This is a genomic window from Thermostichus sp. MS-CIW-30, assembly GCF_054058015.1.
In genome coordinates this window covers 1-19,244 of record NZ_JBSRZW010000039.1, presented here as the reverse complement: position 1 = coordinate 19,244, position 19,244 = coordinate 1, and the positions used below count along the sequence as shown (strand labels likewise).

24 protein-coding genes and 2 tRNA genes are annotated in these 19,244 nt (G+C 58.9%); 9 read left to right on the top strand and 17 right to left on the bottom strand.

Annotated elements, in window-relative coordinates; genetic code table 11:
* Positions 1-17 precede the first annotated feature (17 nt).
* The 5 genes from ACVWXW_RS13325 to ACVWXW_RS13305 all read right to left on the bottom strand — a co-directional run bounded on the left by ACVWXW_RS13325 (position 18) and on the right by ACVWXW_RS13305 (position 3,341).
* A tRNA-Leu gene (locus tag ACVWXW_RS13325) sits at positions 18-98 on the bottom strand.
* An 83-nt stretch (positions 99-181) separates the two neighbouring features.
* A complete protein-coding gene (locus ACVWXW_RS13320; protein ID WP_457404187.1) occupies positions 182-1,072 on the bottom strand; it encodes a M23 family metallopeptidase in 891 nt (296 codons plus the stop codon).
* 56 nt (positions 1,073-1,128) lie between these two features.
* Complete coding sequence (locus tag ACVWXW_RS13315) at positions 1,129-1,962, bottom strand: biotin--[acetyl-CoA-carboxylase] ligase (RefSeq protein ID WP_457404186.1); 834 nt, start codon at positions 1,960-1,962, stop codon at positions 1,129-1,131.
* 12 nt (positions 1,963-1,974) lie between these two features.
* Positions 1,975-2,607, bottom strand: coding sequence for a DUF3318 domain-containing protein (locus ACVWXW_RS13310; protein ID WP_457404184.1), 633 nt, complete (start codon positions 2,605-2,607; stop codon positions 1,975-1,977).
* Positions 2,608-2,621: 14 nt separating this feature from the next.
* The gene (locus tag ACVWXW_RS13305; RefSeq protein ID WP_011432110.1) at positions 2,622-3,341 is read right to left on the bottom strand and encodes a pyridoxine 5'-phosphate synthase; all 720 of its coding nucleotides are present in this window, start codon (positions 3,339-3,341) and stop codon (positions 2,622-2,624) included.
* A gap of 168 nt (positions 3,342-3,509) precedes the next feature.
* Between ACVWXW_RS13305 and ACVWXW_RS13300 the strand changes: the two genes are divergently transcribed.
* Complete coding sequence (locus ACVWXW_RS13300; protein WP_457404183.1) at positions 3,510-4,577, top strand: ATPase, T2SS/T4P/T4SS family; 1,068 nt, start codon at positions 3,510-3,512, stop codon at positions 4,575-4,577.
* Positions 4,578-4,608: 31 nt separating this feature from the next.
* Here the strand turns inward: ACVWXW_RS13300 and ACVWXW_RS13295 are convergent, their stop codons facing one another.
* The gene (locus ACVWXW_RS13295) at positions 4,609-4,965 is read right to left on the bottom strand and encodes a hypothetical protein (RefSeq protein ID WP_457404182.1); all 357 of its coding nucleotides are present in this window, start codon (positions 4,963-4,965) and stop codon (positions 4,609-4,611) included.
* A gap of 161 nt (positions 4,966-5,126) precedes the next feature.
* Between ACVWXW_RS13295 and lepB the strand changes: the two genes are divergently transcribed.
* Positions 5,127-5,813 carry a signal peptidase I gene (gene lepB, locus ACVWXW_RS13290; RefSeq protein ID WP_457404180.1) on the top strand — a complete coding sequence of 229 codons (687 nt, stop codon included), beginning with the start codon at positions 5,127-5,129 and terminating at the stop codon, positions 5,811-5,813.
* Between the two features lie 28 nt (positions 5,814-5,841).
* Here the strand turns inward: lepB and sds are convergent, their stop codons facing one another.
* Positions 5,842-6,813 carry a solanesyl diphosphate synthase gene (sds, locus tag ACVWXW_RS13285; protein WP_041436149.1) on the bottom strand — a complete coding sequence of 324 codons (972 nt, stop codon included), beginning with the start codon at positions 6,811-6,813 and terminating at the stop codon, positions 5,842-5,844.
* 114 nt (positions 6,814-6,927) lie between these two features.
* On the opposite strand from sds, the gene ACVWXW_RS13280 reads away from it, so the two are divergent.
* Positions 6,928-7,323, top strand: coding sequence for a metal-sensing transcriptional repressor (locus tag ACVWXW_RS13280; RefSeq protein WP_414358242.1), 396 nt, complete (start codon positions 6,928-6,930; stop codon positions 7,321-7,323).
* 233 nt (positions 7,324-7,556) lie between these two features.
* Here the strand turns inward: ACVWXW_RS13280 and ACVWXW_RS13275 are convergent, their stop codons facing one another.
* The gene (locus tag ACVWXW_RS13275; RefSeq protein ID WP_457395570.1) at positions 7,557-8,003 is read right to left on the bottom strand and encodes a TerB family tellurite resistance protein; all 447 of its coding nucleotides are present in this window, start codon (positions 8,001-8,003) and stop codon (positions 7,557-7,559) included.
* A gap of 246 nt (positions 8,004-8,249) precedes the next feature.
* Here ACVWXW_RS13275 and rpsP point away from each other — a divergent pair, with 246 nt between their 5' ends.
* From rpsP to cysQ, 5 genes are all read left to right on the top strand, one after another.
* A complete protein-coding gene (gene rpsP, locus ACVWXW_RS13270) occupies positions 8,250-8,729 on the top strand; it encodes a 30S ribosomal protein S16 (RefSeq protein ID WP_414358355.1) in 480 nt (159 codons plus the stop codon).
* A gap of 52 nt (positions 8,730-8,781) precedes the next feature.
* The gene (locus ACVWXW_RS13265) at positions 8,782-9,042 is read left to right on the top strand and encodes a KH domain-containing protein (protein ID WP_414341712.1); all 261 of its coding nucleotides are present in this window, start codon (positions 8,782-8,784) and stop codon (positions 9,040-9,042) included.
* Positions 9,039-10,142, top strand: coding sequence for a Get3/ArsA fold putative tail anchor-mediating ATPase NosAFP (locus ACVWXW_RS13260; protein ID WP_457404178.1), 1,104 nt, complete (start codon positions 9,039-9,041; stop codon positions 10,140-10,142). Before ACVWXW_RS13265 ends, ACVWXW_RS13260 begins: the two co-directional genes overlap by 4 nt.
* Before the next feature lie 61 nt (positions 10,143-10,203).
* Positions 10,204-10,965, top strand: coding sequence for an imidazole glycerol phosphate synthase subunit HisF (gene hisF, locus ACVWXW_RS13255; protein ID WP_457404176.1), 762 nt, complete (start codon positions 10,204-10,206; stop codon positions 10,963-10,965).
* Between the two features lie 16 nt (positions 10,966-10,981).
* Positions 10,982-11,809, top strand: coding sequence for a 3'(2'),5'-bisphosphate nucleotidase CysQ (gene cysQ, locus ACVWXW_RS13250; RefSeq protein ID WP_414358359.1), 828 nt, complete (start codon positions 10,982-10,984; stop codon positions 11,807-11,809).
* Between the two features lie 12 nt (positions 11,810-11,821).
* On the opposite strand, the gene ACVWXW_RS13245 is transcribed toward cysQ, so the two are convergent.
* Together ACVWXW_RS13245 and ACVWXW_RS13240 are read right to left on the bottom strand one after the other, a co-directional pair.
* Entirely contained in the window at positions 11,822-12,286 is a 465-nt protein-coding gene (locus ACVWXW_RS13245; protein ID WP_011432098.1) for a pentapeptide repeat-containing protein, read from the bottom strand.
* A gap of 249 nt (positions 12,287-12,535) precedes the next feature.
* A complete protein-coding gene (locus ACVWXW_RS13240; protein ID WP_414358372.1) occupies positions 12,536-13,303 on the bottom strand; it encodes a PspA/IM30 family protein in 768 nt (255 codons plus the stop codon).
* A gap of 285 nt (positions 13,304-13,588) precedes the next feature.
* Between ACVWXW_RS13240 and ACVWXW_RS13235 the strand changes: the two genes are divergently transcribed.
* On the top strand, positions 13,589-14,530 hold the full coding sequence (locus tag ACVWXW_RS13235; RefSeq protein WP_414330145.1) for a phosphoribulokinase: 942 nt from the start codon (positions 13,589-13,591) through the stop codon (positions 14,528-14,530).
* 110 nt (positions 14,531-14,640) lie between these two features.
* Here the strand turns inward: ACVWXW_RS13235 and ACVWXW_RS13230 are convergent.
* The 7 genes from ACVWXW_RS13230 to tsaB form a co-directional block, all read right to left on the bottom strand.
* Positions 14,641-14,712: transfer RNA gene (locus ACVWXW_RS13230), tRNA-Val, on the bottom strand.
* Between the two features lie 115 nt (positions 14,713-14,827).
* Positions 14,828-15,142, bottom strand: coding sequence for an antibiotic biosynthesis monooxygenase family protein (locus ACVWXW_RS13225; RefSeq protein WP_414344235.1), 315 nt, complete (start codon positions 15,140-15,142; stop codon positions 14,828-14,830).
* A 3-nt stretch (positions 15,143-15,145) separates the two neighbouring features.
* Positions 15,146-15,892, bottom strand: a complete 747-nt coding sequence (locus ACVWXW_RS13220; RefSeq protein WP_011432094.1) for a phosphoadenylyl-sulfate reductase — start codon at positions 15,890-15,892, stop codon at positions 15,146-15,148.
* A gap of 76 nt (positions 15,893-15,968) precedes the next feature.
* Complete coding sequence (locus ACVWXW_RS13215; RefSeq protein WP_414419539.1) at positions 15,969-16,898, bottom strand: metallophosphoesterase family protein; 930 nt, start codon at positions 16,896-16,898, stop codon at positions 15,969-15,971.
* Between the two features lie 385 nt (positions 16,899-17,283).
* The gene (accB, locus tag ACVWXW_RS13210) at positions 17,284-17,757 is read right to left on the bottom strand and encodes an acetyl-CoA carboxylase biotin carboxyl carrier protein (protein ID WP_011432092.1); all 474 of its coding nucleotides are present in this window, start codon (positions 17,755-17,757) and stop codon (positions 17,284-17,286) included.
* A 69-nt stretch (positions 17,758-17,826) separates the two neighbouring features.
* Positions 17,827-18,384 (bottom strand): elongation factor P, encoded by a 558-nt coding sequence (gene efp / locus ACVWXW_RS13205; protein WP_011432091.1) that lies wholly within the window; start codon positions 18,382-18,384, stop codon positions 17,827-17,829.
* 36 nt (positions 18,385-18,420) lie between these two features.
* On the bottom strand, positions 18,421-19,128 hold the full coding sequence (gene tsaB, locus ACVWXW_RS13200) for a tRNA (adenosine(37)-N6)-threonylcarbamoyltransferase complex dimerization subunit type 1 TsaB (RefSeq protein WP_457404173.1): 708 nt from the start codon (positions 19,126-19,128) through the stop codon (positions 18,421-18,423).
* Between the last annotated feature and the right edge of the window lie 116 nt (positions 19,129-19,244).

Sequence of the window (19,244 nt, the reverse complement as noted above, 5' to 3'; positions counted from 1 at the left end):
GAAGTAGGGGATTCTCATGCGGACGAAGGGACTTGAACCCTTACGCCTTGCGGCACTAGATCCTAAGTCTAGCGCGTCTGCCGTTCCGCCACGTCCGCAAAACCTGCATGACCCAACTGGCTACCTGCGCCAGCATTCCAGTTGGAGCCCGCCCACCTATGCTAACCCAAGCCGACTCTGGCTAACCCGGCAGCTGGGCAACAGCAACCTTCAGATCATCTGTGGCGTCCAGAACCACCCAACCTTGCCCCACCGCCCGCTTCCACAGCTCAAAGTGGAGGTGCGGCCCAGTTACCGCTCCGGTCGCCCCCACATAGCCGATGACGGATCCCCGCTCTACCACTTCCCCCGGTGTTACAGCAACTTCGGACATGTGGCCATAGCGAGTGCGCCGACCGCCGGCATGCTCCAGCACAACGGTGATCCCTAGACCCCCCAGGGATCCCGAAGTGACCACCTTGCCGCTTAAAGAGGCCAAGATCGGCGTGCCCATGCTGGCCCCCAAATCCACTCCAGCATGAAACTCCGGCTCTCCGCGGATGGGGTGAATTCGCATGCCAAATCCAGAAGTAATCGGCACCGGGTGAGGTAGGGGGTAGAGCAGTCGTTCGTCACCTGCCGCCAGTTCAGGCAACCTTGGCGTTTGCGGTTCAGGAGCTTGGGGCTGGCTGGGATCCTCGATGCGAATCTCTTGGCCGGGGGCGAGAATGATGCGGCGACCGGAGCTGCGTTCCATCAGCACCACCGGCACCCCACCTTCAGGCTGAGCATGGGGAACCCGGTCATGGTTCTTCTGGGGCTCAATCACGATCTCGCGGCCTACTACCGTCTCTGGGCGGGTTTCTGCCTCAAGGGTCGCAGGGCTGCCCTCTCGTAAAGGAATGGCTCCATCCAGCAGCAGGGCTGCCGCCCCAGGCGTGTCCAGGGCCGGTTCCACCATGGGCGGCGGGGGCAAAGGGGTTGGTTGGGTTTGGGCCAGCAGAGCAGTGGGATAAAACCAGAGCAGAGCCAGCCCCAGCTTCAGCCAAAAGCGCAGCCGCCGAGCTCGGGGGGAGAAAAGGCGCGCTGCCATAACCAAAAGCTTCATCACCGAGTTCAACACAGGCCACATAAAAAACACAAGAGAAATTACAGGCTATCGCCCGCTGGCATGTGATAGCTCAAGCGAACTTGGTCGGGTGTAAGCGTCCGGATGGATTGCTGCTGTTGCAGATGTCGCTCCCCTTGTGTTTGTACTCGCACCCTTCCATCCTCGGCAAGGCCCAAGATCGTGAGGCTAGTCCCCCTTTCGAGCCATTGGACTTGCGGCTTGACCATCCAGGCTTCGTACTCTGAGCGAACGGGGGCAAATCCCCCTTGCAACCAGACGTGGAATCCCTGCTCCATCCCCTGCAGAACCCAGCCGGCAATCTCGGTGCGGTCGAGTGAGCGGTGCAGAGGGGATCCCAAAATCTGGGCTAAGGTGATCGCCCCAACGGGAACGGGGTTGTTGACATTCACCCCCACACCGGCCACCAACCCCAGCAGTTGCCCGCTCCCCCCAAAGCGGCTTTGCACCAGGATCCCCCCCAGCTTGAGCAGAGAATCCGGGTGCTGCTCGTCCACCACCACCAAATCGTTGGGCCATTTCAGCCGCAGCGGGATCCCAAGGTTTTGCCGTAAGCAGCCCGCAATGCCCCAGCCCAAGGTCAGGGTCAGTTCCAGCAGCGAGTGATGCAAGGGCGGGGATCCCAGCCAAACGGACAGGTACAGCCCCCCCGGCTCCGAGTGCCACACTCGCCCATGTTGACCTTGCCCGGCCCGCTGGCGGGTGCTGACCAAAACTGTGCCCACCGGCAGCGGCTGTGGGAAGCGACGCCCCCAATCCAAGAGCAGCCGATTGGTGGAATCGGTCACCGCCACCTGCAGGAGATAGCGGCCCCACCGGCCCGTTCGGGATCCCAGCCGCGAGGGGGAAAGCATCTCCGTCCGGGATCAGCTCAACACAATATCTTCCGCCGGACGCTGGGCCAGCCGCTTGAGGTTTTGGTAGCGCAACATGTCCAGCAGATCATTGCCCGAGCGCCCCTCCAGACGGGCCTCCACATGCAGCGCCTGCCCTAGGGCCTCCACCGCCTGCAGCCGCGGGATCCCGCGCAACACCAGGCGATCCACCGCATAGGCGTCGGCAGCCAACAGACGGCGGTCATTGGTTTGGTCGCGGCGCAACTGCCAGAGGGCCAAGCCACTCAAACCACCCGAAACGGTTGCCCCCACGGGATCCTGTTGTACGGCCTCGAAGATCAAGCTCAACCCCCCCAGAGCTGCTATGGCCAGGTAAAAGTCGATCTGCCGCGACACCGCCCGACTGTAGTAGCCCACCTTGTGCAGGAACAGCCCCGCCCGCTGCAGGGGGGTAAATTGCCGCCACTCATAGGGCTTGATGAACAGCCGCATCTGCCGTTCCCAGGGCATCTGCCGGCGGCCTTTGATCACCACCGTTTGCCGTTCTGAGGCGGGCAAGATCTTCACACTCTCCCGCATACTGGCCGGCAGCAGATCCAACAGGCGCTCGATTTCCGCCTGCTCCAGAACGTAGTTTTCGTAGCCGTAGTATTCCGAGTTCATGCCGGGCCTGCTCCTCAGCTTAGTCCCATCGCCTGACGCATCTCTCGCACCGCCCGATCCAGCCCCACCAGCACCGCTCGACTGATAATGCTGTGGCCGATGTTCAGCTCCTCCATGCCAGGGATCCGCGCCACCGGGCCGACATTCCAGTAGGTGAGGCCATGTCCCGCATTCACCCGCAAGCCCAGTTGAAGGGCCTGTTGGCTGGCCTTTTCCAGGTGGTCAAGTTCCACCTGCCGCTGAGCTGCGGATGAGGCTTCTGCGTAGCGCCCCGTGTGGAGCTCCACCCAGCGGGCTCCCACTTGGGCAGCAGCGGCAATTTGGGTCGGATCCGGGTCGATAAACAAGCTGACGGGAATGCCGGATCCCTGCAGTTGGCCGACCACATCCCTGAGGCGCGACACCTGCCCCGCCACATCCAACCCACCTTCGGTGGTGATTTCCTCCCGCCGCTCGGGAACCAAAGTGACGTAGTCGGGCTTGACCTCCAGGGCAATCGCCACCATCTCCTCGGTGGCTGCCATCTCTAAGTTGAGGTGGGTGCGCACAGTTTGCCGCAACAGCCGCACATCCCGATCTTGAATGTGACGGCGATCCTCGCGCAAGTGCACCGTAATGCCATCTGCCCCCGCCAGCTCGGCAATCACCGCTGCCGCTACCGGATCTGGCTCCACCGTGCGGCGTGCCTGTCGAAGGGTGGCAATGTGGTCGATGTTAACTCCAAGACTTAACAAGGCTTTACTGCTTTGGGTGTAGAGGAGAATACCCCTAGTATTACATTATTCAATTTACGCCGGTCAGATGAGCCAGGATGCCATGGGCCTCAGGCCGCGAGGGTGTAGGCTTTACTCTATGATCGAGTAGCGACGTCTCGCCTGTGCGGGATCCACTCCGGGCTTGCCATGACAGATCCAGATGCCTCTCTGGCGGTGGGACAACACTCCCTTGTTGACCGGGCGCGGGTGCCGGCTCTAATTGCCCAGTACTTGCCGGTGGAAATCTGCATTTACTACCAAGTTGTTCCCTTGGCCCTGGATACCGACAGCCTTATCTTGGGCATGGTGGATCCCCAGGATTTGGCGGCGCTGGACTATATAAGCAAGATGCTGGCCTATTCCCAGATTTCCGTCCAGCCAATCCCTCTCACCGCTCAGCAGCAGCAGGATTTGATTGCCTACTACTTCAGCCATCCCCCCGACCCGGCAGAGGTGGAGCGGCTGCGCTTCCAGGCCCAAGCCAACCGGGTGACTCGGGAGGTTCCTGCTCCTGCGGCGGGGCCCCCCACGCAGTTGACTCCAACCCAGCCTCCGTCCGCCCGACCAACCGCTCCGCCCGTACCCGCCGACGAATCGGAAGAGACGGTACAGCAGTTGCTCAACTCGATGCTGCGGCGGGCTTTGGATGAGAAAGCCGAGCAAATTTTCGTGGAACCTCAAGAGGGGCCTTCTTGTCGAGTGCGCTACCGCCAGCAGGGGATTTTGCGGGATCTGTTCAAAGATCTCTCCGAGTCCATACGAGCGAAGTTGATCACCGCCATGAAGCGGATGATGGCGCTGGATCCGGAGTTGATCGGGGAGCCGCAGCAGGCAGAGGTGGAGCGGATGTACCGGGGGGAGCCACTGGTGTTGCAGTTGCGCATCATACCGCAGCGCTCCAAAAGTGGCCAGACTGCCGCCTCTAGAGAAGGGGCCATCTTGAGCATCCTGCGAGGGGAAGCTCTCCAGAAATATCAACAAGGCCAGAATAACCTCCGCGTCTCTGAGACCCTAGCTTTGGCCCAACAGACCTATCAACTGCTGCAACAATTGCAAAGTGCTCTCAGCAACACAGTTGACAAGCTTAAGCAGTACCCCAGTCCGCCGCGGAGCGACTGGCCCCTGATGACGGAGGTGTTGGCAGCTATTCAAGCCCAAGCCCAGATGATCGCCATCCACCAGCGGGACTGGGAAAAACTCAATTCCGGCAGTTGACCCCCCAAAACCAGCCCCGAGCAACATCCCTTCAACGGGATCCCTCCCGCAGCAGCACCAAAATCACTCCGGCAATGATGCTGATGGTGGCACCGGCAATCAGGCTGGTGGCTAGACGTTCCAGCCGTTCCCCGATGGTTTGTGAGGTGTCGAACTTAAAAGTGAGCTTTTCGACATCACCTGAGAGCTTTTCGACATCGCCCGAGAGCTTTTCAACATCGCCCGAGAGCTTTTCAACCCGCTCCGAGAGTTTTTCGCTATCCCCTGAGAGCCGATCGAGCCGCCTCAAAACTTCCTCTTGTTGTTGGGTGAGACGAGCTATTGCTTGGCTATTGGCCTCGACCAGGCGCTCGACTCGCTCTAGGCGCTCTTCTGTTGAAATCGTCATAGGGGCTAACAGTCGCGAGTACGGTACACCAGAATACCCATCCTATGCTATTGCCGGCTATTCGTCTCTCCGGCAGGGGTTTAATGGGAGGGCCTCCCATTCTGCTGCCCTGGATTGGGTGCGGTAATCTTGAGATCGTGAAGTCTTGTTCGTTAGCTTCCATGCCGTCAAAAGATCCAACTCCTCTGCCCAAGCCCCAGTCGCCATCAGGGGAAACCCCTGCCAGCTCGGGATCCCGCAGCTGGTGGCAGGCGCAACGGGAAAACCTTCTGACGGTGGTGCTGGCACTGTTGCTGGCCTTCGGCATTCGCACCTTTGTGGCGGAGGCGCGTTGGATCCCATCTGATTCGATGCTGCCTACTCTGGAAGAAGGGGATCGGCTGGTGGTGGAAAAGGTCAGCTACCGCTTTGGTTCGCCCAGACGAGGCGATATTATTGTTTTCAACCCTCCCGCCAAACTGAACTTCGACGGGGCCTACATCAAGCGGGTGATCGGCCTGCCGGGGGATCGCATTCGCATCGCCAACGGTGAGGTCATCATCAACGGGATCCCGCTGCAGGAAGATTATATCTACGCCCCTCCCAACTATTCTTGCCCTGGCGAGCGCTGTCCTGGAGTTCCCAATCAGGGATCCGAATTCGTGGTTCCTCCCCGCTCCTATTTTGTGATGGGGGATAACCGCAACGACAGCCAAGACTCCCATGTGTGGGGTTTCTTGCCGGAAGAAAACATCATCGGCAACACCATTTTTCGCTTTTGGCCCCCAAATCGCCTACACTTTTTCGCCCCGCCAGAATATCCTGAGCTTCTTCCAGAGGCCCAAGTGTTGGGCAACACAGCCCGGTAGAAAGCCAGCTTGACCCTGTCGGAACTGCTCAGTGCAGCCGCTCCAGCACATAGTCCACCATCTGAAACAAAGCACGACGCGCCGCAGAGTCCGGCAGGCTATACAGCGCTTCGGCAGCCCGCTGGGCGTAGTCGCGGGCCAACTGACGAGAGCGTGGGATCCCTTCGCTTTGATACACCCACTCCAGGGCCTGCTTCAGGTCTTGCGGGTTGGACAGCTCCCTGAGAATGAGCTCTCGCATCTGGGGAAATTCCTCTAGGGCAAACAGAACGGGTGCAGTGAGGTTGCCCTGGATGAGGTCGGATCCCACAGGCTTGCCAAGCGTCTCTGCCGAAGCGGTGAAATCCAGCAGATCGTCGACAATCTGAAAAGCAATGCCCAGATCCCGCCCAAAATCGAACAGGCGATCCGCCACTTCCTCGCTAACCCCGCTCAGCAGGCCAGCAGCCTTGGAACTGCCGGACATGAGGGAGGCCGTTTTGTAGAAGCTCTTGGCCAGGTAGTCTTCCATCGACACATCCGGGTCGAAGCGGGTGAGGCTCTGGCGCACCTCTCCCTCCGGCAAATCCATGATGACCTTGGAAAGGAGCTTCACTACCTCCAGGTTGTCCAGATTGGCCAAGTACCAAGCAGCTTGGCCGAAGAGGTAATCCCCCGCCAGCACGGCTATCCGATTGTCGAAGAGGGTATTCACCGTATCGATGCCCCGTCGCACATCGGCAGCATCAATCACATCGTCGTGAACCAGGCTGGCCGTGTGGATCATCTCGGTGATCTCTGCCAAGCGCCAATGCCGTGGGGTAATCTCTCCATCTGGAGTGGTGGCGCGGGCGATGAGGAGCACAATGGCTGGCCGGATCCCTTTCCCTCCCGCCGAAAACAGATGTTCGGCAGCCATGGCCAGGATGGGGTGCTTGGCACTCACCAACCGCGTTAGGTTCTGGCGTAAACGCTCCAGATCCGCTTCTACAGGGCCAAAGGGGGAGAGCACAGAGGTCATGGAGCCAAAGTATGAGAGGTTTTACAAAATTTCACATCTTTTCCTATTGTAGAGTACCCCATCGTTCTCGGGGAAAACCAAGCGGTATCATGCAGGCAGTCCTTTGCCCTTTTTATGTCGGATCCCGTTCCCCCACTTCGATCTCATTCCGTTCCGCCGCTCCCTTCAGAACCCGATTGGGAGGAGGAGTGGGAGCTGGCGCTGGAAAAGCCGCCGCTGCCTGGGCGGGCCCAGCCTCACCATCATGATCCCCAGTCTCGGCGCAAGTTGATCAACCGCTTGGCTCGCATCGAAGGGCATGTGCACGGGATCCGCTCCATGATCGAGCAGGATCAGCCTTGTCCAGATGTGCTGCTGCAAATTGCCGCCGTCAAGGGAGCGCTGGATCGGGTGGCGCGGCTGATTTTGGACGATCACATTCGCCACTGCATCCGCCATGCCATCGAGACCGGCAATATCGAAGTGGAGCTGGAGGAGTTGCAGCGGGCTCTGGATCGCTTTATCGGCTAGGTTTTGATGGTCATTTTGATTTAAACTAGGACACTGCACTCACACCTAAAACATTGGATGCACCAGTCTAGAAGGCTTTCTCAGTAGCCCAGGTGTATCACCCTAACCTGAAACGACCATATGATCTGACTCAATCTAGAAACCCCCCCTAGCTTGGTTCAAGGAAACACCAAGCCGGAGTGTTGATGCAGTGGCCAAGGCGGGTTGTCGTTATGCTACCCGCTACCCCAATGTCATTCAGAAGGTTGGGGGGAGGGCTGGGCATAGCGCTCCAGCAGGGATGCGCTTTTGAGTTGCCACTGCAGTCCCATGAAGGCCCAGTCGATAAACTCGTTGATCTCCTCAGCGCTGAACTGCATGGCTTTGCCGATCTGGAAAATAAGCTCCTCTTCCTTTTCCACCAACTGGCTGTTCACCACCGCCATCGCCGCCAGATCCCGCAGGATCAAGGCCCCCGCCGCGTTGCGCATGGGCGGGATCCCACTGATATCCAAAGGTGCACCTGCTTCATCGGCCAGATAGGTCTGGGCCAGTGGCGCTTCGATGCCTACCCCTTCTGCGATTTGCATGAAGAAAGAGGTTTCTTCTTCGTCCAACTGGCCATCCACTCGGGCCACCGCGATCAGGGCCTTGAGGTAGAGCTGGCGCTGCTCGTCTGTCAAATCGGCGTAGTTGATCATGGGGGTCGTCGCTGAGTGTGGGTTTTCTCTTTAACTCTGCCATGAAGATTGCCCTCCAAACCGGGATCCGACATTTTCCAGTCGAGGGGAAGATCGCCTAAAATAAAAGGCCTATGTCTACCGGCCAAGCGGCGAGACTCCGGGTAAGGTTCTGGGGCTTCAGCATGCTTGGCGGGTTTGCGTGAACTCTTTGTTGGATTTGGATCTTTACAGCTTGCGGAGCATCCCTTAAGGAGCGGATATCCCATGGTCAAATTGCGGCTCAAGCGCTACGGAAAAAAGCGGCAACCCAGCTATCGCATCATTGCCATCGAAAGCAAAAGCCGTCGTGAAGCCCGTCCGCTAGAGGAGTTGGGCTACTACAACCCGCGCACCAAGGAGACGGTCTTGGAAACGGCGGGCTTGTTGAAGTGGTTGCGCTGTGGCGCTCAGCCCACAGAGACGGTGGACAGTCTCCTCAAAAAGGCCGGCATCTATGAGATGTTGAAAGCAGGGGAAGGGGGAGTGGTGGCCTCGATTCGCATTCCGGCCATCGCCAAGCCTGAAGCTGGGATCCCTGAGGCGGCAGAAGAGGCCCCTGCAACAGAGTCCGTGGCCGAAGCTGAAGTCGCCGATGTTCCCGAGTCTGAATTGAGCGAAGCTGCCACTGAGACAGCAGCGGCAGAATTAAGTCCTCCAGAAGCTGAAGTTGAAAAGCCTCAGGTTGAGGAAGCGGTTGAGGCCTAGGGTCGGCTAAGCTTGGCTTGGCCAGTTGTTCCCTCCTGTCGTCTAGCTCTCTATGCCAGACTACAAGGCTCTCGCCCATCTTTTGATCGAACCGCTGCTCAGCAGCGCCTCTCTTCAAATGGATGTGGAAACCACCTGTGGCGGGCGAAAGGTATGGCTGCGGCTGGCCTTTGACCCGAAGGATCGGGGGCGGGTATTCGGGCGGGGCGGGCGCACCCTGCAAGCGATTCGACAGGTGATGATGGCCGCAGCTCAGTTGGCAGGTCAATCTCTGTACATCGATATCTACGGAGAGGCGGGAGAGCGGGAATGAGCCAAATTCTCACCTTTCTGGGCAAGGGGGGCACAGGTCGGAGCACCTTGGCCGTGGCGGCGGCTCGCGCGGCAGCCCAACAGGGGCGGCGGGTGCTGTTGGTGGGCCATCAGGCGGGGCCGGGGTTGGAAATGCTCTTGGGCGGGATCCCGCTTTCCGGCGAGCCGGTGACCATTGCTGCCAACTTGAGCGTGGTGCAGTTGCGGACAACCCAACTTTTGGAGCAAAACTGGACGGCAGCCAAAGAGCTGGAAGCCCGATACGTGCGCACTCCCTTTTTCCGGGAGATCTACGGCCAGGAATTGGGGGTGTTGCCGGGTATGGATCAGGCCCTGGCCCTGGAAGCTCTGCGCCGTTACGATGCCAGCGGCCAATACGACTGCATTCTCTACGACGGGCCGGGGGATCTGACCACCTTGCGAGCTTTTGGGATCCCGGAGGTGGCCAGTTGGTACTGGCGGCGAGCCTCCCAAGCTTTTTTGGGATCCGACTTGGCCAAAACCCTGCGACCCTTTGCCGAGCCCTTGTTGCGTTCGGTAAGCACCGTGGAATTTTCCTCCCTGGAGGATCTGCCAGAGCGGTTGGGGGGCATGACCAACCTTTTGGAGCAGGGACGACAGGCTATTGCCAATCCGCGCCGCGTGTTGGCCCACCTGGTGACCACCCCTGACCCGATGGCCGTGCAAACCGCCCGTTACCTTTGGGGGAGTGCTCAGATGGTGGGGCTGACGGTGGGTGGCCTCTGGGTTACCCCTCTGGCTCCGGGAGAGGTCTCGGCCGCCGATTTTTTCCCGCTGACACTACGAACACTCCCCCTGCGTCAGGGATCCGATTGGTCGGCTTTGGAAGCGGCAGTAGGAGGGATGTTCGCCGTGCCGGATGTGCCGCCGCCCGTGGCCATCGACGAGGGATCCCGTACAGTCAAGCTGTTTATTCCCGGCTTCAGCAAGGCGCAAATCGAGCTGAGCCAGTCAGGCCCGGAGCTGACCATCACCGCCGGGGATCAGCGGCGCAACTTGTTCTTGCCCCCCAGCTTGGCAGGTCGGCAGGTGACTGGGGCCAAGTTTCAAGAACCCTTCCTGGTCATCAGCTTCGGCTAAAACGATCCCCAGTTGTTCCCCTCTGTTCGCGTTAGCGGTATGGAGTCCTTGGGAGAGAGCGATGTTGGCCAAACGGATCATTCCCTGTCTGGATGTGGCGGCAGGACGGGTGGTGAAAGGGATCCAGTTTGTGCACTTGCGGGATGCCGGGGATCCGGTAGAGCTGGCCCAGGCTTACGATCAGGCAGGAGCCGATGAGCTGGTCTTTTTGGACATCACCGCCACCCACGAAGAGCGGGAGATCTTGCTGGAGGTGGTGCGGCGCACCGCAGAGCAGGTGTTCATTCCCCTCACGGTGGGAGGAGGGATCCGCGATCTGGAGGGGATCCGGCAACTGCTGCGGGCCGGGGCAGACAAGGTCAGCCTCAACTCGGCAGCGGTTCGGGATCCTGATCTCGTGGCTCAGGCCAGCCGCTGGTTTGGATCCCAGTGCATTGTGGTGGCCATCGACGCTCGCGCCAAACCGCAGGGAGGGGGATGGGAGGTATACGTGCGCGGGGGGCGGCAGCCGACGGGCCTGGACGCGGTGGAGTGGGCCAAAAGCGTGGCCGAGCGGGGGGCAGGGGAGATCTTGCTCACCAGCATGGACGCCGATGGCACTCAAGCAGGTTATGACCTCGAGCTAACCCGGCGGGTGGTGGATGCGGTGTCGGTGCCGGTGATTGCCTCAGGAGGAGCAGGGGAGTGTGCTCATATCCGCCAAGCTCTGCAGGAGGGAGGGGCGGAAGCGGCTCTATTGGCCTCGCTGCTCCACTATGGCCGGCTGACGATTGCGCAGATCAAAGCCGACTTGGCCGCCCATGCCATTCCGGTGCGTTTCTAGCTTGGGGAGGGATCCTATGCAAGCTCAGGATCTGGCCGCTCTCTTGCCCAAGGTAAGTCGGCTGGCGGAGGCGGCAGGACAGGCTATTTTGCCCATCTACAGACAGGAGCAGCTTCAGGTAAGGGCCAAGGCGGATGCCTCTCCCCTTACAGAGGCGGATCTGGCCTCCCACCACCTGATCCTGCAAGGCTTGCAAGACCTGACCCCAGGGATCCCGGTGCTCTCGGAAGAATCGGGCGGGATCCCTTACCCAGAGCGGCAACAGTGGGAGCGGTTTTGGCTGGTGGATCCCTTGGATGGCACCCGAGAGTTTATCGGGCGCAACGGCCAGTTTACGGTGAACATTGCTCTCATCGAGGAAGGGATCCCCATCCTGGGGGTCGTCCATGCCCCAGCTCTGGGCCTCACCTACGCGGCTGCGCAAAAGCTGGGGGCCTGCAAGAGGGAAAGGACTCCGTCCTGCGTTCACGAACAGCCCATCCGCACCTGCCCTTACGCCCAAGAACCCCTACAAGTGGTGGCCAGCCGTTCCCACAGCAACCCGGAGACGGAGCAGTTCCTCGAGCGGCTGCGGCAGCGCTGTGGCTCTCTGGAAGTGAAGTCTGTGGGCAGTGCCCTAAAGCTTTGCCTTGTGGCCGAAGGATCTGCCCATCTCTACCCTCGCTTCGGCCCCACCATGGAGTGGGATACTGCCGCTGCCCAGTGCATTGTGGAGCAGGCGGGGGGAAGGGTTACCGATCTGGCAGGGGATCCCTTGCGCTACAACAAGCCCGACCTGCACAATCCATCCTTTGTGGCGGCTGCCGAAGGCATGGCCCAACTGTGGCAGAACCTGATCCCCTGAGCGAAGCCCCGGCTACATGCCCATCTCTGTGGGGTTAAAGCCATCCGGGAACTTGGTGTACTCGTCGTAAAGGGCACCGCGGAAATGGGTGTTGGTGATGATGGCTCCGCGCAGATCGGCCCCAATCCGCAGATCGGCTCGGTTCAGCTCGGCTTCGCTGAGGTCGGCCCTGAGCAGCTTGGCTCGGTAGAGGTTGGCCCCCCGCAAGTCTGCCTTCACCAACTTAGCCCCAATCAGGTTCACCCGTCGCAGCTTGGCTCCGCGCAGGTCGGCTCCCGAGAGATCTGCTCCCGACAAATCCGCCTCGCGCAAATCTGCCCCACTCAAGTCGGCATCCCGTAGGATAATGCCCTTCAAATTCGCGCCACTCAACTGCGCTCCACTCAGGTTGGAGCCCGAAAAATCCCGTTGGCCAGACGCATAAGCCTGCAACAGTTGCTTGGCATCCAAGAGAGGTTTGATACTTGCTGTTGTCATCGCTGTTTGTTCTCTCACAAAACCGTAGGCAAACTAACCTCAGCCCTGCCGGAAGCAGGCTGTGACCCTTTCGCAGGTTGATTACCCTCTGGGGATCCCTGCCACTCGAGGTGGAACGCTTTACTGACAGACTTTGCCCTGCTGGTCGGCAGAAGGGCTGTCAGAGTTCTTGTTGGTTAGCTTACCACCCCCCGGCCCAAACTCAGCCCGGCAAGCCTTGAGAGTCGGAGGAGAGCGACATTCCGCCTGTTAGAGCTGGTCAATCTCCTTGCGCAAATTTTCCAACTCCAGATCGACCTCGCTCTCACCTGCGGTGGAAGGTCGGCCTGAGGACTTCGCCTCCCCAGAGGGCAACTGACCCTGAATCGACGCCTTGAGCATCAGCAGCTCATGATCCACATCCGAGCCACCCGCCTCCAAAGCGGCAAACTGGTTTTCCAAATTGTCCACCGCCAGCTCTGCCACTGCCGCCGACTGGGCCTCCAGGGAGTTCACCTTCTCCTCCATACGCTCAAAAGCAGCAAAGGCGCTTGTGGCGTCCACCCGCCCGATAACCTGATTGATTTGCTGGGAAGCCTTGGCGGCGCGGGCGCGAGCGATGAGCATGTCCTTTTTGGTCTTGGCCTCAGCGATCTTGCTCTCCAGCTTGGTCATGTTGGACTTCAGGATCTCCACCTGCTTAGTCTGCTCATCCAACTGCCGCTTCAGGCTTTGGGCAGTCTCGGCAAAGGTTTTCTTGCGCACCAGCGCTTCCCGAGCCAAAGCTTCGTTGTTGTTGCGCAGGGCCAACTCGGCGCGTCTTTGCCACTCATCAACACTCTGCTGTGCTTGCTCATACTGCCGCTCTATCCGCTTCTGGGCAGCAATGGCCTGGGCAACCGCTTGCCGCATCTGGTAGTGATCCTCAGACATGTCCTGAATGGTCTGGTTCAGGATTTTCTCCGGATCCTCGGCGCTGCTGACCAGCGCATTGATATTGGATCTAATGATTCGGCTGACCCGATCGAACAATCCCATCGGTTGCTTCCCCCTCTAGCGGTCTGACCTAATGCTACCCTTGCTGCTTTGATGCCTTCCAGTGCTCCTACTCCAGTATAGGGATCCATAGGGCTCCGCTGAAAAAAGCTGTAACGTTCTCTTGCCCCAATACCCTCCAGAGCCGATAATGCTTGCTTAACTTCGTTTGCTGACCGACAATCCCTGTTCTCTGATCGGGGCCATCCGCAGGTCGAAACGAAGTTGAGTTTGGCCGGTGTTGTTGGGAGTTCTCCGCCCCAGGTTCACGATTCAGGAGAGGGATCCGTGGCTCAGCGCCCGATTATTCTGGGTATTGTTGGCGATAGTGCTGCTGGGAAGACCACCCTTACCCGCGGCATTGCCCAAGTCTTGGGGGAAGAAAACGTTACTGTCATTTGCACCGACGACTACCACCGCTACGACCGCAAGCAACGCGCTGAACTGGGGATTACAGCCCTTCATCCCGACTGCAACTACCTGGATATCGTTCAGCAGCACCTGACGCTCCTGCGCACTGGCCAGCCGATCCTAAAGCCCGTCTATAACCACAGCACCGGCACCTTTGACCCTCCAGAGTACGTCAAGCCCAACAAATATGTCATCGTCGAAGGGCTGCTGGGCTACTTTACCCGTGGCATGCGGGATAGCTACGATGTCAAGGTTTATTTGGCTCCCCCAGAACATTTACGAGCCCTTTGGAAGATTAAGCGGGACACCCGCAAGCGCGGATATACCGAAGAGCAAGTGCGAGAAGAGCTCAAAAAGCGCGAACCCGACTCAGAGGCTTTTATTCGTCCACAGCGCCAATGGGCCGATGTAGTGGTCACCTTTTACCCGCCCCAAGAGGGATCCGACCAAGACGAGGTATTGCTGAATGCACGCTTGGTGCTGCGCCCCACCATTCCTCACCCAGATTTTTGGCAAATCCTCAATGCCCGCGACAATCACCTTAGCTCTGCCATTCGTTTGGATTTGGATCGGGATATGGGCAAGCCCGTCGATGTTTTGCAGATTGATGCCCATGCTACGGCCAGCCAAGTGATCGAATTGGAGCGGATGCTCTGCAACGAAATCCCTTACCTGGGCAAGTTCTGTAGCTTAGAGGGAAACCCCAACATCGGCCAGTTGATCGGCACCACCGGCGAGCTGCTCCAGAGCTATCCCCTGGCTTTGACTCAATTGCTGATCACCTACCACATGTTAAAAGCGGCCAACATCTACCAATAGAGTCCGTGGCGGTGAGGGATCCCCAGTTTCACAGGATCTGCAGGGGAGGGCTAGGCTCAGCACTGTAACCTGATCCTGGAGCAAACCTTTGTCAGCTTCTGCCAAAGACATGGGCTGTGCTGGAATTGAACCAGCGGCTCCCACCGTGTCAAGGTGGTACTCTACCACTGAGTTAACAGCCCCTACGAGCGATGCCGCTGTGCATCTGTCTGAAGGCCGGAAACAAATAATATCACATCTTAACCTGTCCCATTGGGGTCAACCTAGGTGGAGAGTGGACAGGTGCCCTATTTCAAATCAAAAAGGGGATCCGGTCAGCAACTGGTAGTGCAACACCTGGGGTGGGCGAGCAAAGTAGGGCCCGATGAGGGCACGCCAGCGGACAAAGTTTTCCGATTGGCGAAAGTTGACCAGATGGGCCTCTAGGGATCCCCACTGAACGAGCAGTAGGTATTGCTGAGGGTGCTCCAGACAGCGCTGCAGTTGGTGCCCTTGGTAGCCGTCGGTCTGCTGCAAATAGATGAAAGCTTGAGCGATGGCGGCTTCAAAGGCGGCTTCAGAGCCGGGGGTAATTTCAAACTGAGCCACCTCAAGGATGGAGGAAGCAGTCATGGGTTAGGTATGCAGGCCGCATTCGGTTTTGCTTGTGCCCTTCCAGCGTCCAGAGCGGGGATCCGCCCCTGGCTCAACAGGCGCAGTGCAGTGGAGGCAGCCGATACTGGGGTAGTGGCGATCGTGCAGGGGGTTGTAAGGGATCCCGTGGTCAAGGATGTATTTCCAAACTTGGCCATTTGTCCAGTCAGCCAGCGGGTTGAGTTTGAGGCGGTTGCGCTTGCCGTCCCACTGCACCTTGCCGATATCGGCGCGGGTGGGGGATTGTTCCCGACGCATCCCTGTAATCCAAGTGGTGCAACCGGCCAGAGCACGATTCAAGGGCTCCACCTTGCGGATGTTGCAGCAGAGGTCGGGGTTAGAGCGATACAGTTCTGGCCCGTATTGAGCTGCCTGCTCTTCCGGGGTAAGCAAGGGCTTGAAGATCTGCAGTTGCAAGTGGGGGTAGCGCGCCAACACCTGCTCCCGCAGTTGTAGGGTTTCCGGGAAGTGAAAATCGGTGTCCAGAAAAAAAGCGCGAACACGGGGGTTAATCGCCGTGAGCAGATCGATCAGCACTAGGTCTTCCGGGCCAAAGCTACAGGCCAGCACCAGCCCATCTCCAAATTCTTCAACCGCCCAGGTGAGCAGGTCGCTTGCCGACAAAGGCTCAAACCGTTCGCTCAGGGACGCCACTTGAGGTTGATACTGCTCCCGCAGCGCTTGAGCCGCCAGCTCCCAGCGGCTAGAAGGAGAAAGGCTTGCTGTCATAGGGGGAAGACACCGAACTCGACGATTTTTGCTTTTTTTAATCTACACTAATTCGGTCAAGCTTTAGGGGTTTTGATTACCAGGCGGCAGCGGGCAGAGGGAGAGAGCGGGATCCCTTGGCCCGGAGAGGGATTTGTCCCCAGCGATCCCGTCGGATCCCCATCACCAAGCCGTGCCAGAGGGGGCTGGGATCCAATGCCGGCAACTTAACCCAGTGGTAGCGCAACACCCCTCGCCGTGGGTTCACCTCCAGCTCAAACACCCGCAGAGCCGAAACCGGCCCCACCAGAGGAGGTGCTGTCAGGTAGGGGATCCCATCGCGGACATACACCTTCGGCACATGCAGGTGGCCACTCAGCACCGCCACCACCCGTCCGTGACGGGCCAAGAGAGCGTGTAGCGCCGAGGCTGGTTCGCTGAGGAGCCGGTACTTGCGAAACAAAACCGCGTCCATTTGAGTGGGAGCAATGAAGGGCGGCTGATGGATCAGCAGGATCAGCCATTCTTCCGGCACCGTTTGCAGATGTTCGCCCAGCCAGTGCAGTTGGGAGGGGCGGAGCACGCCCTGAGGCAAAGGGAAGCGTCCCAGGCTGGCGTCGAGGGCAATCAAGCGGATCCCGGGCAGAGGGGAAAGGCTGTAATCGACGTAACCGGTGGGAGCCGGGGACAGGGGAAATTGGCTTTGGCACCAACGGATAAACTGATCCCGGTTGAAGCGTCCCTTTCTCCCTAGGGTGTCGATATCGTGGTTGCCCAGGCTGAGGTAATAGGGCACCCGCAGTTGGGCAACAATCTCCTGGAAAGATTGAAAGCTCTCCGGATCCGCTTGATCCACCAAATCCCCGGTAAACACCACGAAGTGCAGATCGGGCACCTGGTTGAGATGGGCAACGGCGGCTTCCAACTGGCGGCGGGGGGAATCGGACATCCACCAACAGCGGCACCCCGTCTCGGGCATCAGGTGGACATCTGAGACTTGAGCAAAGCAAATGCGTTGGGTTGCCATTGTTTAGGTACTTATTCACACCTCACGCCCGCATCATAGTCAATGAGGGGCCGGGGGGCTATGGGCTTCTCTTAACCTCAGCTGGGAGCCATCGGCAACTGGGGCACAGGTAGGGCTGTGAAAGGGGCGCGCAGACTGGTCAAATTGGTCTGAGAGGGTTTCCCAGGCTGTCACCCCCAACTTTTCTCCCAGCAGGATGGATTGAATGGATCGATGAGTAGCAAAGCGGTCTGTACCCTTTGCTCCATCCCATACTTCCCGGCTCTGGAAAACTGCCGGATACAGCGCTTCAACACCGACCACATCCCCTCAATCCGATTCAACTTTGGTGTATACACAGGCAAGGGAGATTGGGTCGCCAAAATCCGGTTTACCCCCTTGCCCATCAAGCCGTGGGATCCAACCGCATCAACACCTGCCCAAACTCCACCGATTGCCCATTGCTCACCAAAATCTCGGTCACCACGCCTGCCGCTTCGGCCTCGATCTCGTTCATCAGCTTCATGGCCTCGATGATGCACAGGGTTTGGCCCTTGTTCACCCGTTGGCCAACCCGCACAAAGTCAGGTTCACCTGGAGCTGGGGCGCTGTAGAAAGTGCCCACCATTGGTGACGTCACGTCTATCCAATGGCTGGGGGTGGATTTGGGAGCAGTGGGAGGAGGGGGCGCTTCTGCAGGAGCAGGAGGAGGCGCAGAGGAGACAATAACCGGACTGGCGGGGGTGGAGGAGAGCTCAGTCGGGATCCCTTTGCGCAAGGTGAGGCGAAAATCTTTGAACTCCAGAGTTAGCTCGGTAACATCGCTCTCTTGCAGAGCGGCCAGGAGAAGACGAATTTCCTGCCAATTGACAACATCCAAGGGAAGGTTCACTCCTGATGCATCACCTGTCCACAACAGAAATCCATAACCGAAAAGGAGAGGGAGAACTCACTCCCGGCCCAGATAGGTGTCGGTGCGGGTATCGACCCGAATCCGTTCTCCAACCTTGATGAACAAAGGCACCTGGATCTCAGCACCGGTCTCCAGCTTGGCCGGCTTGGTTCCCCCAGTGGCGGTATCTCCTTTCACCCCTGGATCTGTTTCCACCACTTCCAGAACAACGGTGTTGGGCAGCTCCACATCGATCACCTGCCCATTCCAGCGCAAGATTGACACTTGCATGTTTTCTTTCAGATATTTCACGGCGGAGCCAATTTGGGCGGCGGTAATTGGAGCCTGCTCATAGGTCTCCATGTCCATAAACACCAAGTTGTTCCCTTCCGCGTAGAGATACTGCATCTCGACTTTTTCGATGGTGGCTGCGGGCAGGGTTTCACCGGCGCGGAAGGTTTTCTCCACAACGTTGCCAGTCTGCATGTTTTTGAGCTTAGTGCGCACAAAGGCTGCCCCCTTGCCGGGTTTCACATGCAGGAACTCGATCACCTTGTAGGGAGCTCCGTCAATTTCTACAGAGACGCCAGGGCGCAAATCGTTGCTTGAGATCATGTCAGCAGAGGGATCCGTTGCTTAGACTTCCCAATCTTACCGTGACGATGGGGCACTCCGTTCGCGCTGGGGAGGCGGAGTCCGATTCAGCCCTCTGAGATCAATCGGGGGCTGGCGACCGTAGAGGGGCAGCACCTCCTGCCACTGAGGGCGCAATCCGGCCCGAAAATCGGCGCGGGCCAATTCTGCCAACGCCACCACAGGTGCAGAATCCACAAAATCGGCGGCATTCACGGATAGAGCTTGCGGCCACTGTCGGAGAGTTGCCTGCCAAGCCTCTTCCTCCCAGAGCCGATCGGCCACTTCTGCAGCGACACCCTCTTCTGTCACCCGATATACGCCGCCATACCACTCTTCTCGTTTGGCGTCCATCTGCACCGCCACCGTCAAGGGCTGGGGCGGGGATCCCTGCCAGATCCACACATGGCGGGCTAGGACGGCCAAAGCCGAGTAGCCAAACACGGGAATGCCCAGTTGCTGGCCCAGCAGACGGGCCACGCTCACCCCCAAACGGCTGCCCGTAAAGCTGCCCGGCCCCAAAGCTACAGCGATCCCAGCTATCTGCGACCAAGCCTGACCGGCCAAGAAGACTTTCAAGCAGGGGTGCAACTGCGCTGCCATCTCCCGATCCAGCCACCAGCTCTGACTGCGGGTTTCTCCCAACCCTGGCTCCAACGGCAGCAGGGCCAGGCCCAAAACGGGCGTGGTGGTGTGGATCCCTAAAATCCAGCGGACAAGCGACATGGCCTCTCTCAGGATCAAAAAAGGTAGTTGACGAAACTTAACGGATGTTTTAAGTTTAGGTTGTCAATCTTCGCGCTTCCTTAGGGAAGTTTGTCCTCATGACTACTGTTATCCAA

What these genes read in the sequence shown, in the direction of transcription:
- ACVWXW_RS13320 (WP_457404187.1), bottom strand. Translation starts at nt 1,072, where the DNA reads ATGGCAGCGCGCCTTTTCTCCCCCCGAGCTCGGCGGCTGCGCTTTTGG.
- ACVWXW_RS13315 (WP_457404186.1), bottom strand. Translation starts at nt 1,962, where the DNA reads ATGCTTTCCCCCTCGCGGCTGGGATCCCGAACGGGCCGGTGGGGCCGC.
- ACVWXW_RS13310 (WP_457404184.1), bottom strand. Translation starts at nt 2,607, where the DNA reads ATGAACTCGGAATACTACGGCTACGAAAACTACGTTCTGGAGCAGGCG.
- ACVWXW_RS13300 (WP_457404183.1), top strand. Translation starts at nt 3,510, where the DNA reads ATGACAGATCCAGATGCCTCTCTGGCGGTGGGACAACACTCCCTTGTT.
- ACVWXW_RS13295 (WP_457404182.1), bottom strand. Translation starts at nt 4,965, where the DNA reads ATGACGATTTCAACAGAAGAGCGCCTAGAGCGAGTCGAGCGCCTGGTC.
- lepB (WP_457404180.1), top strand. Translation starts at nt 5,127, where the DNA reads ATGCCGTCAAAAGATCCAACTCCTCTGCCCAAGCCCCAGTCGCCATCA.
- sds (WP_041436149.1), bottom strand. Translation starts at nt 6,813, where the DNA reads ATGACCTCTGTGCTCTCCCCCTTTGGCCCTGTAGAAGCGGATCTGGAG.
- ACVWXW_RS13280 (WP_414358242.1), top strand. Translation starts at nt 6,928, where the DNA reads ATGTCGGATCCCGTTCCCCCACTTCGATCTCATTCCGTTCCGCCGCTC.
- ACVWXW_RS13275 (WP_457395570.1), bottom strand. Translation starts at nt 8,003, where the DNA reads ATGATCAACTACGCCGATTTGACAGACGAGCAGCGCCAGCTCTACCTC.
- rpsP (WP_414358355.1), top strand. Translation starts at nt 8,250, where the DNA reads ATGGTCAAATTGCGGCTCAAGCGCTACGGAAAAAAGCGGCAACCCAGC.
- ACVWXW_RS13265 (WP_414341712.1), top strand. Translation starts at nt 8,782, where the DNA reads ATGCCAGACTACAAGGCTCTCGCCCATCTTTTGATCGAACCGCTGCTC.
- ACVWXW_RS13260 (WP_457404178.1), top strand. Translation starts at nt 9,039, where the DNA reads ATGAGCCAAATTCTCACCTTTCTGGGCAAGGGGGGCACAGGTCGGAGC.
- hisF (WP_457404176.1), top strand. Translation starts at nt 10,204, where the DNA reads ATGTTGGCCAAACGGATCATTCCCTGTCTGGATGTGGCGGCAGGACGG.
- cysQ (WP_414358359.1), top strand. Translation starts at nt 10,982, where the DNA reads ATGCAAGCTCAGGATCTGGCCGCTCTCTTGCCCAAGGTAAGTCGGCTG.
- ACVWXW_RS13245 (WP_011432098.1), bottom strand. Translation starts at nt 12,286, where the DNA reads ATGACAACAGCAAGTATCAAACCTCTCTTGGATGCCAAGCAACTGTTG.
- ACVWXW_RS13240 (WP_414358372.1), bottom strand. Translation starts at nt 13,303, where the DNA reads ATGGGATTGTTCGATCGGGTCAGCCGAATCATTAGATCCAATATCAAT.
- ACVWXW_RS13225 (WP_414344235.1), bottom strand. Translation starts at nt 15,142, where the DNA reads ATGACTGCTTCCTCCATCCTTGAGGTGGCTCAGTTTGAAATTACCCCC.
- ACVWXW_RS13220 (WP_011432094.1), bottom strand. Translation starts at nt 15,892, where the DNA reads ATGACAGCAAGCCTTTCTCCTTCTAGCCGCTGGGAGCTGGCGGCTCAA.
- ACVWXW_RS13215 (WP_414419539.1), bottom strand. Translation starts at nt 16,898, where the DNA reads ATGGCAACCCAACGCATTTGCTTTGCTCAAGTCTCAGATGTCCACCTG.
- efp (WP_011432091.1), bottom strand. Translation starts at nt 18,384, where the DNA reads ATGATCTCAAGCAACGATTTGCGCCCTGGCGTCTCTGTAGAAATTGAC.
- tsaB (WP_457404173.1), bottom strand. Translation starts at nt 19,128, where the DNA reads ATGTCGCTTGTCCGCTGGATTTTAGGGATCCACACCACCACGCCCGTT.